At 42.6% G+C, this 10,558-nt stretch carries 8 protein-coding genes and 1 pseudogene; 1 reads left to right on the top strand and 8 read right to left on the bottom strand.

Features of this window, described 5'->3' with window-relative positions:
• Positions 1-72 precede the first annotated feature (72 nt).
• The gene (rplY, locus tag C9I43_RS06035; protein ID WP_076500164.1) at positions 73-360 is read right to left on the bottom strand and encodes a 50S ribosomal protein L25; all 288 of its coding nucleotides are present in this window, start codon (positions 358-360) and stop codon (positions 73-75) included.
• Positions 361-663: 303 nt separating this feature from the next.
• Here rplY and C9I43_RS06030 point away from each other — a divergent pair.
• Positions 664-1,161 (top strand): annotated as a pseudogene (locus tag C9I43_RS06030) (hypothetical protein).
• Here the strand turns inward: C9I43_RS06030 and mepK are convergent.
• From mepK to C9I43_RS19015, 7 genes are all read right to left on the bottom strand, one after another.
• The gene (mepK, locus tag C9I43_RS06025) at positions 1,049-1,597 is read right to left on the bottom strand and encodes a peptidoglycan L,D-endopeptidase MepK (protein ID WP_107882722.1); all 549 of its coding nucleotides are present in this window, start codon (positions 1,595-1,597) and stop codon (positions 1,049-1,051) included. The pseudogene C9I43_RS06030 and the gene mepK overlap by 113 nt on opposite strands.
• Before the next feature lie 160 nt (positions 1,598-1,757).
• Positions 1,758-3,392, bottom strand: a complete 1,635-nt coding sequence (locus tag C9I43_RS06020) for a L,D-transpeptidase family protein (protein WP_258191733.1) — start codon at positions 3,390-3,392, stop codon at positions 1,758-1,760.
• Positions 3,393-3,557: 165 nt separating this feature from the next.
• A complete protein-coding gene (mdoH, locus tag C9I43_RS06015) occupies positions 3,558-5,741 on the bottom strand; it encodes a glucans biosynthesis glucosyltransferase MdoH (protein WP_076500168.1) in 2,184 nt (727 codons plus the stop codon).
• Positions 5,742-5,764: 23 nt separating this feature from the next.
• Positions 5,765-7,393 carry a glucan biosynthesis protein G gene (locus C9I43_RS06010; protein ID WP_076500170.1) on the bottom strand — a complete coding sequence of 543 codons (1,629 nt, stop codon included), beginning with the start codon at positions 7,391-7,393 and terminating at the stop codon, positions 5,765-5,767.
• Between the two features lie 464 nt (positions 7,394-7,857).
• Positions 7,858-9,282 carry an ATP-binding protein gene (locus C9I43_RS06005; protein ID WP_076500172.1) on the bottom strand — a complete coding sequence of 475 codons (1,425 nt, stop codon included), beginning with the start codon at positions 9,280-9,282 and terminating at the stop codon, positions 7,858-7,860.
• An 87-nt stretch (positions 9,283-9,369) separates the two neighbouring features.
• Entirely contained in the window at positions 9,370-10,029 is a 660-nt protein-coding gene (locus C9I43_RS06000; protein WP_076500174.1) for a response regulator transcription factor, read from the bottom strand.
• Positions 10,010-10,195, bottom strand: coding sequence for a hypothetical protein (locus C9I43_RS19015; RefSeq protein WP_258191996.1), 186 nt, complete (start codon positions 10,193-10,195; stop codon positions 10,010-10,012). Before C9I43_RS19015 ends, C9I43_RS06000 begins: the two co-directional genes overlap by 20 nt.
• Positions 10,196-10,558 lie beyond the last annotated feature (363 nt).

The raw sequence follows: 10,558 nt of genomic DNA, 5'->3' as shown, positions 1-10,558 counted from the left end.
CGGATTCTAAAACCGCTGGATTTGAGAGACAAAAAAAGCGCCATTAGGCGCTTTTTACTTCAGTCACGGCAATTAAGCGTAAACGAAGTCAACATGCTCAATGATTGGCTTGAACACGTGGCGTTGCATAGCTTGAACACGTACACCTACATCTTTTCCATCAACAACGATAGTCAGTGTAGAAGTGTAGAAATCTTCATTAGCTTGAATGTTAATGATATCTTTGTGATCAAAAACAATAGAAACTGGCTCTTTGCCTTTGCCATAAATAACAGCAGGTACTTTAGCAGCATGGCGTAGGCGGCGGCTCGAACCTTTCCCTATTTCAGTGCGGGCTTGTGCTTGGATAGTGTAAGACATGTGTTTCTCACTTAAATTTAGAGTAAAAAATTGCCGACATTTTCGACCAATGGCGGCTCATATAAAGCGCGCGGATATTAACATAGATACCTAAAGCACACAAGAATCAGCCAATGCCTGAACATACCAATGTCTGCGTTAGTAAAATGGAGGGGTCTTTATCAAGTTAAAGGACTTGTATCATGGCGGTTACACTAAAGAAACTGCTCTGTCCTGAAAAGAAAAACTCGCGTTCTAGATCACACTGGGCTCTAAAAAAGCCTGATAAGCTCGAGCAAATTTCGATAATTGATGCGTCATAATATGTCTCATCCACTATACCAGTTACAGCAAGAGAATCGACTTTCATGCCAATTAGCCCATGAGTTAGTCTCGCTTATCGAAACTGTGCCATATCAGCAAAATACGTTAGAATTAAAATGTTTAGAATTACTCGCCTGTACCCAACAAAAAAACCATATCTTAATTATGCTGATGCAAACCACTCAGGGTGTCGACATAAAAGCGCAAAGACTTAGACAATACCAATTATCGCAGCGCTTAAGCCTATTAATCTGTCATTGGCAACAGCATCGGGAGCTAAGCATGCTAAACCAGCACTTTATTCCACTGCTGCAGCATTATTTAATTGAGGCTCAAGCCTTAGAGCAAACGTTTCACCTGCAGATGCAATAATAAAAGTACTGAGTTACCAGTGCCTTACCGGGCCACAATCCACATGCACAAAACCAGAGCTGGGATAATACCCAACACCTCCGAGTTTCAGCGATAATGCGGCCTCACGTAGGGTTTTTAACTTAACGCTTGGAATGGCAATATCCATCGCCATTCCCCGCATATGGTAACTTTTTTTGGCAACACCACCACTGTTACTCGCCAGCATTGCGTTGGTTTTCGGTGATCGATAACCAGAAATTACATGTATTTCATCATCGGTATTTAAAGTCGTTTTAAGCGAATAGAGTAAATCGAATAACCGTTTATCCATTGGCGCAGCAATATTCTGACGATGATCCCGCAGTAAATGATTAAAATCTTTTAATACCTTACTTTGATAATGCCCATCAACCCAATAACTGCCGTCGTCACGTTCTCCAGTATGTCGATTAAAAAGACTTAATTCGCGGATCCCTTTTGTTGAACGACTCGCCACGGCTTTTGAAGGAATAAAAGAACATAATGCCACACCACTAAGGCCTAACAATAACTGCCTACGGGCAGGACAGATCAAAGTCACACGGTCACCTTTTTGTCTATTTTTTGGTCATCAGAGAGGCAACTTATACTGAATTAATACTAAGTTCAAGTTTTACTCGCTCGATTTTTTAGCGCAGTTTTAAAATGCCGTGTGAGTTCAATTTGTTAGTAATACAAATAGTAAAGTGGTAAAAGCTCCCTCAACGAATATCGAGTACTGCTGCGGGCACTGCATTGGTTAACTCAGGTTCTAAGTTGTATATGTCACTGCGATAATGATCTTGGCCATTATCCTCTAGCCATGCCGTCCAATAAACAAGATGTACTGGCAGCTTTTCTGACAAAGCAAACCACTGTGCGTGGGTAATTTCTGGAACTAATTTGTCCCATAAGCGTTTGTCTTTGACTAAATGCTCTTTAAACCACTGCGCTAATTCAGCAACTTTCTCTATACGAATACAACCCGATGATAATGCTCTATTTTCTTTATTAAACAGGCTAGGCTCAGACGTATCATGTAAATACACACTAAAACTGTTTTCAAAATGAAACTTATATTTGCCTAACGCATTCTTCGTACCAGGGCGCTGGACTAATTTGTATGGAAACGAAGTCGATGCTAATGCTTGCCACTCTTCTGGGGTATGCTGCACCAATTGACCATTATAATCATACACATCAAACTGACGCTCACTGAGGTAATGACCATTTTTTTTGATTTGCGGTAGAATATCTCGGCGCAAGATACTGCTCGGAACTCGCCAATCAGGATTAAGCACAATACTGGATATTTGACTATCTAAAAGCGGTGTTTGTCGAGACGGTTTGCCGACAATCACCTTAGACTTAAGCACTTTAGTACCGTTATCCACTAAAATCATTTCAAAAGCAGGGATATTAATCAACAAATAGCTCGACGCTAATTTACGTTCAAAAAGCCTTTTCCGAATCGTATTTTTCGCCAGTAATACCGCCCTTGCTTTAGGAGATTGATTCAACCAGTACAAGGTTTTTTTACCAATGACCCCATCCTGTTTCAGCCCATGCCTTAGTTGAAAGCGTTTAATACCTACCATTAGCTCTTCGGTATACATTTGAGCCATATCTGGCCATGTGGTTAAGTCGCCCAATACTTGTAAACGTTTTGCAATAATATCAATAACTTGACTATTCATACCTACGGTCAGCTTTTCATCTAACACTAAGGTTTCCCATGGTTCTACTCGATCAAGTTGCACAAGATGGGTGATTTGTTTCAACACGCTTTGGAATGGAGTATCCATAGGGATAACGGCAGAGGTTGCTTCCACCGTTCCAGTGTCATTACATGCCGTTAATAACGTCACATAACGCCAATAACTTGCTACATTGGCTTGTATTCGGGCTAAATCTGCCATTGATAATGTATTGGGTGAAGCGACCAGTTCACGGTAATCTTGGCTGAATAAGGGATTCACTCCCGCAAGATCTAATAACAATACCTGTGGCATTAATGCCTCAAGTTGCAGTTGAGGCTCGGGCTCTATTGCATAGAGATCTGTGCTTAACTTTGTACTTAGCTCAGTATGTGACTCATTATCTGTGTTGTGAGTTACATTCAGCGGTGTCATCTCATCAGCGGCATTAACTACACAGAAAGGTAATATAACGATAACAATGAATGTTAAATGACTACATAATAAGGCAGCCAAGCGATCACCACTGAGTCTCTTATTCCTATTTGCCTTTATCGCATTTGATGTGCGCTTTGATAACACAAAGGTATGCTGCACCAAGATAACGACAGCACAATCAAACCAACGGTAGAAAGAGCGGATGATCTTTAGCAACACCATAAACACTCCCTTAATACAGTCTGCAATCATGTCAGAGGACGAACACTACATTAAGACTATTCCACGGAGATTGATGAATTGCTAGCGCTAACTATAGATAATGAAAAGAAAAATGCCACTGAACTTCGTCAGTGGCATTTAAGACAAGCTATACGCTAATAACAATTAGCAAAAAGAAACTAAATCTTCTTCGATAAATTGTTCAGGTAATTTTTGTAAGTTACGCAGCATCTGTGGGTTGGCTAACACCATCGCCATTTCTTGACGATTAAGTAGCGCTAAAGCACTTTGCTGACAACGCGCTTCTAATACCTTCACATGCAATATCGCTTCCATCGCTTCAATTGGTGTGCCAGCGGCGCGCAAGGGTTGTTTATCAACCATAGCCAAATGTAGTTCCATTAACGTAGGATCTTTAAGAAGCTGCTCTAATGTCCAAGGTTCCGCAATAAAACCTTGGTAGGCAGTACGCGCTTCTTGTGCTTGAAGACAAATAACGGCGGGATTACGCTCCTCTGGAGTTGCGAGAATACCTGCCCGTTTGAATACTTCGCCTATTTTAACTGAACCCGTCCATGCAGAGATAGGTACGGCAAACCACAGACCAATTAAAGCAGGACTCATCCACGCTAAGAGTGTCAAAGAATCCAAAATAGCCGCATAACCTAACATAATACCCGCTAGCATGTGCCAGCGATGACGGTATAAAAGCGTCATCCAAGGCATACTGCCATCATCACGACGCTGCGGCGACCAACCACTATCCCGCCCCATCAAAATCGACATCACTGCGCCACAATGAATAAACATCATGATAGGTGCGATAAGCGCTGAGAGTATGACCTCAAAGATCACACTAAATATCGCTTTAATTCGGCCACCAACACTGCGAGCAAACTCGCCGTCTTTAAGCAGTAACAAGACACCAAATACTTTAGGGCCAAATAAAACGCCCATCGTAATGTAGAACAATCTTAATGCCCTGTCCGAGTCCATGATGGGCCAAGTGGGGAACAGTGAAAATTGGTCGGTAAAATATTCAGGTCGAATAAAGTGTGCCTGCAGAGCCAGCATCAAACCGGTCAAAATTAACATCAACCAGAAAGGTGATGATAAATAAGCCATGATACCCGTCAGTAAATGCAAACGACTCACCCAGTGCAGACCTTTGGTCGGCAAAATACGTGAATGCTGCAGGTTACCTTGGCACCAGCGACGATCACGTACGGCTAAATCTATAATCGATGGTGGGCATTCTTCGTAGGAACCTGGCAAGTCATAGGCAATAACGACGCTCCAGCCAGCACGACGAATTAACGCGGCTTCCACAAAATCATGACTCATGATATGGCCACCAAAAGGCGGTTTACCTTTAAGGTTGGGTAAGCCTGCCGCAGTCATAAAGGCTTCTGTACGAATAATCGCATTGTGGCCCCAGAAGTTACCTTCTTTTTGTACCCACCAACCTAATCCAGTGCCAATCACAGGACCATAAATACGCGCTGCAAATTGCTGTAAACGCGCCATTAAGGTGGTGCCATTGATTAAAGATGGAATGGTTTGAATCAAGCCCGCATCGGGATCGGCTTGCATACGCTGCGCTAAGCCTGTGATTGTTGACGACTCCATCAAGCTGTCGGCATCAAGCACCAATAAATGATCATAGCGCGATCCCCAACGACGGCAAAAATCCGCCACGTTACCCGCTTTACGGGCGACGTTTTTACGACGACGACGATAATAAACCCGCGAATGCTTATGAGTTTCTTGGCGTAACACCAAAAACGCCTGCTCTTCGAGCAATGCGATATCCGGATCTGTAGTATCACTTAAGATAAACCAATCAAAAGCATGACCATGTCCGGTTTGCGACAAAGTTTCAGCCATTACTGAGACCGCTGAAAATACTCTGTCAGGAGATTCGTTATAGGTTGGCATCAAAATCGCGGTACGCGTATGCAGCTGCGTCGCATCCAAGTCTTTGGCACGCGGCTTACGTAACAAGATGAGGAAACCTGCAATACCACTACAAAATGCTAAAGCAATCCAGCAAAAGTTAACCGCAAATAGTACCAGTACCAGATACTCTAAGGGCGTTATCCCACCAATACTAAATACCGCACCCATTTCATAAATAGCAAACAGAGACATTAATAAAGCGCCGCCAACCACAAAAAAACGGCGAGAGGCGCGCGAACGCACCCCATTCGCCACTGTGCTACGGCGCGGAAAACCTTCCGGCATCTTGCTTAAATTTTGCGGTTCCATCGCGCCAGGCCGTTCATTTGGCATAGCGCTACCACCGACGAGAACTTCTGTCTCGAGTACCGAGTTATCGGGTACAGTCATATTATGTTGCTCCGTCATGAACCTTACAGCGTCCAGCGATAGAGCCAGGTTTCAACCTGACGAGGAGTGGGAAATTTGAGTTCAGCACGCAGTTCGATAAGTTCTTTATCTTCTGGTTCTAACTCAAAGGCTAAGCGGTAACCATTTTTGGTAGCATTACGGGCAATCACCACATTGGTCACTACGCCGCCAGAGGCTTCAACTTTAGCAACAGGTATTTCATCCGTCATCGGGCCTTTAATTTCGTAATCAACCACAAATAAACGTCTTGGTGTTGCTTTAGCAATATCGGCACGACCACTGGCAGAACGAGACACATGCACTGCGCCTATTTTAGCGGTAGGTTCATCACCCCAGCTCATACGATAAGCAAAATGAAACTCACCGCCAGCGGGGATAGGTTGACGTGGTTTCCAATAGCTCACTATGTTGTCATGGATTTCTGACTCAGTCGGAATTTCAGTTAACACCACTGAACCTTGGCCCCAATTACCGACCGGTTCAATCCACAAACTAGGACGACGTTCATAATGGGCTTCTAAATCTTGGTATGCCTCATAGTCACGTTCACGTTGGATTAACCCAAAACCCTGTGGAGAGTTGTCTGAAAACGCACTAACTTGTAATTGACGCGGATTAGCCAGTGGACGCCACAAATACTCACCACGACCATTTAACATCAATAAACCATCAGAATCATGTACTTCTGGTCTAAAATCGTCGGTATCGTGACGGCCATTTAGCGAATGTAAGAACATGCTAGTACTTGGCGCTAGACCGACTTTATTGAGTTCAACCCGTGGAAACAGTGTCGCTTCAACATCAATCAGCGTGTTATCGCCTGGACGCACTGAGAAGGTATAAGCCCCCGCTACACTTGGGCTATCTAACAAAGCATGTACAACAATCAAATTGCTATCATTGTATGGACGCTCAACCCAAAATGCGCGAAATATCGGGAATTCTTCCCCTTCGGCATCAGCAGTTTTTAAGGCTAAACCACGTGAAGATAAGCCATAGGCATTACCTTTACCCAGAGCACGAAAATAACTCGCACCTTGAAATACCATTAGCTCATCAAAAACACCGTTAGTATTCAGTTGGTTATGAATACGAAAGCCGGAATAACCAATATCGTCATTGGGTAACGCTTGGGTAATCACTTCACCGGCTGTGAAATACTTAGGCTCATAGGCCAAATGTGTCGCTTTATTCCCCTCAACGACGGCTATTTCAATCAGATCTTGGAAATAAAAACCACGGTGGAACATTTGCATTTGAAAAGGCACACCCTGATCACGCCAAATTGACGCAGTCGGATTGAAACGGATATCACGGTATTCATCGTAGGACAGTTTCGCAAGGCCAGCAGGTAAAGGGTCTTTGAGGGCCACATAGGGTTTTGCTGCCAAACGTTTTGCGATTTTTATGACAGTCTCACCATCAAAAGCGCCTGTTTTAGTAAAGCGCACTTGATTTTTAGCCGCCGGCTGAACAATTGCTTTCGGTGGAGTAACCACAGGCACTGTCTCGGTGGGAATTGTCTCTTCAGCGTACGCGACACCAGACAGGGCGACAACAGCGCCTAGCGTCAATGAACAGATGAGTGACGAATAAGGTTTGGACGATGGGCAACGCAACAAGCTAACCATAGATAGGTAACCTAAAAAATAAACTAAAAAAATCAATGTTTTTTATATGTGCAGCGCATTTCCCCCACTCTGAATGAGTGATGAAAAAAAACAACCGCTTATATATCGCGAAAGATATCAGAATGAGAAAAAAACGCATAAGTAAAGATGCAGTTAACTCCTTCTAGACAATACTATTTAAGAATAAGTCTATACTAAAAAAGCATATAAAAATAACATTAGCATGCTTATTTATGCTTTCACAGTTACAAAACAACATTTTTTGTTCAAAATACGACATGATTGCCAATAAACAGTGCTTTGAAAAGGCTTGATTTAATGTTGCAAAACTTAAAAGGTACAGAATGTCACCTGCGACAAAAATCTGATAAAACAATACACTCTAGCGTTAAAGTCGATAAGCAGCATATTCGCGTTCTAACTAAATTCAGCTACAAACTGAAGTAAGATCATTATAGTACTGCTTATATTTCTCGATTTGACTTGTGCTGCTCACGTGGCAAAAAAATAGTCACCGATAATCCTCCCAGCTCTCTTGCTGCCAACACCAAACGACCTTGATGCAACTCAATGATGTGATGACAAATAGACAACCCTAAACCGGCACCAATGCCCTCATTTTCATTTACACGATAGAAGCGCTCAGTTGCACTGGCAATCTGCAGTTCCGACATACCTTGCCCTTTGTCTGCAATACAAATACTGATTTCATCATCAACAATGCGAGCTGAGATTGATATTTCAGATTCCTTGGGGCTGTATTTACAGGCATTTTCAATAATATTCTTTAGCACGAGTAGCAAATAAAAGCGGTCGCATTTCACGGTCAGCACAGAGGTAATATCCATGTTCCATTCATAATCAGTTATTTGTGGCATCAGCTGATTAAGTGCATCTTCAATCATCGGCAAAATACCATGAGATGACACATTAAGTTCATTAATTGAATCAACTCTAGCAAGCACTAGGAGCTGTTCAACCGTATGACTCATCTGTTCGACACCCGCATCAATCGCCGCTAAATGAAACTTCTGCTGCGGATCGTCCTCAATCAAGCTTTCTAAACCATGTTGATGTAATTTAATTACCGATAATGGTGTTTTTAGTTCATGGGCGGCATCGGCGCTAAAGCGGCGTTCACGGGCAATAAAGCGGGCAATGCTATCAATATACAAATTTAATGCGCGGCGCACAGGCACAAGCTCTTTGGGTAACGACATGGTCAGTGGCGTAAGATCGTTTGGCGCTCGACTGATTAATTCTCTTTCAAAGGTTTTTAACGGCCTGAATAAAAGATAAAACAATAAGCTTACGATCAACAATGTCAAAGGCACCACAATCAAGGGCACTATCACTGCATTATGCATAATTTGTGATACCAACTCTTGACGCACGTCATCACGCTGAGCGGTCACAATCCACACATTATTTTTTATTGAGAAAAAACTAAACACATGCCAAAGTTGACCTTCAAACATGGTCTGATGATAGCCCTGCACAAAACGCGTAATCGGTTTGAGGCCAATATTATCGGATAAAACCAGCGCTTCACCTGCCTCACTCCAAATTTGAAACGCCAACTTATGCTCATAGGCGAGTTTCAACGCATCCGCTTTTTCAGCAAAAGTGCTGATTTGACTATCTGGGACATGCAATATTTGCAGTTTCGTTTGATTTTTAACGGGTGCGCCAAGATCTGTATGATAAAACAGCTCCAGCATTTTTGCAGTTTGTATCATTTGCGCATCAAAAAGCTCTTCTATTTGATGCTTAGAATCACGGGTGCTCAACCAGCTAGAGACAGCCACTGAGACTGAAATCCCTGACAAAATCAATAATGTCAGCACTAAACGCAGTGAATACACATCCTGCCCTTTTAATCTAATCACTTAAATTTCCTAACGTCTTTACATTCTCAGCAAACAGTTAAGATATCAATACCCACAAACGCAGTTTTTGTCACTGAATTGATCGGATTAATTTGTTTCAATCAAGGTATAACCTATGCCACGCACAGTTTTAATCAGCTCGTTGGCGAGCTTCTTACGCAAATGATGAATATGCACTTCAATCGAGTTGCTACCGACTTCATCCCAACCATAAGTTAACTGCTCGAGTTGACTGCGGGTCAATACGCGCCCGGCTGACTGGGCAAGTTCGAGTAATAATTGAAACTCACGGCGTGAAAGCACTACATTTTGTTCGCGAAAAATCACCTCACGAGTATCTAAGCCAATACTCAATGCACCAATAATCAAACTGTTGTGATCGAGTCCATACTGACGCCTAACAATGGCACGTATACGGGCCGCCAACTCACGTACATCAAAGGGTTTACCTAAATAATCATCAGCACCTATGTCCAAACACTCAAGTTTAGTATCGAAATTGGTATTAGCGGTCAACACTATCGTTGGAATGGATACCCCTTGCTGCCGCCAAGTCTTGAGTAATTCTTTGCCGTTGCCATCGGGTAAACCAAGGTCGAGCACTATGGCACTAAAACTTTCATTTTTAACACCCTGTAATGCTTGTTGGTAAGTATTAAGATGATCAACCTGCATGCCCAGTTTACCTAAGCTTAGGCATATTCCTTGGGCTAATAACTCATTATCTTCAACCAACATAATACGCATTTAATCTCCTTAACTGAGCGATGGGTGGGAATGCTAATTTTAACGTTTCTAATATCAATCGTATTTCATTCAGCGGGAGTACAACGCGCTTTAGACAAGGCGAAGGCTTGAAAGCATAGTGGTGCTCTGGCGAAAGCCTTAAACCCAGTATAAAGCGCGTTGAAATACCAGTGGGGCTCTGAACTGATTAGATAGTTAATGTGATTGGTATAACATTATATTAGTGTGAAAATGCTATCTATTTTACGCCTTACCGCATACTTCGTCATGCTAGCAACCACACCATTCAGTTACACTCTAAACCTTACTATCTGCAGCAAATAGCGATATAACCGGCGTGATAATCGGCGCCACGCTTCGCGATATCACCATAATATTAAGGATCTATTTCAAAAATATCGAGGTTCATCATTAAGGACGTTTAACGCCAACAATTGTATCCCAATCTATTCAACCAATCTTAAGGCTTTATTAACCTATTTGATATTGCTTCAATTAACTGGATTAAGCGCATCACACTGGTATCAAC

This window comes from Shewanella morhuae (assembly GCF_003028295.1).
GTDB classification, from domain to species: domain Bacteria; phylum Pseudomonadota; class Gammaproteobacteria; order Enterobacterales; family Shewanellaceae; genus Shewanella; species Shewanella morhuae.
This window is presented reverse-complemented; position numbering and strand designations above follow the sequence as displayed.

Coding starts and splice junctions, on each gene's coding strand:
- rplY (WP_076500164.1), bottom strand. CDS start 360: ATGTCTTACACTATCCAAGCACAAGCCCGCACTGAAATAGGGAAAGGT.
- C9I43_RS06020 (WP_258191733.1), bottom strand. CDS start 3,392: ATGGTGTTGCTAAAGATCATCCGCTCTTTCTACCGTTGGTTTGATTGT.
- mdoH (WP_076500168.1), bottom strand. CDS start 5,741: ATGACTGTACCCGATAACTCGGTACTCGAGACAGAAGTTCTCGTCGGT.
- C9I43_RS06010 (WP_076500170.1), bottom strand. CDS start 7,393: ATGGTTAGCTTGTTGCGTTGCCCATCGTCCAAACCTTATTCGTCACTC.
- C9I43_RS06000 (WP_076500174.1), bottom strand. CDS start 10,029: ATGCGTATTATGTTGGTTGAAGATAATGAGTTATTAGCCCAAGGAATA.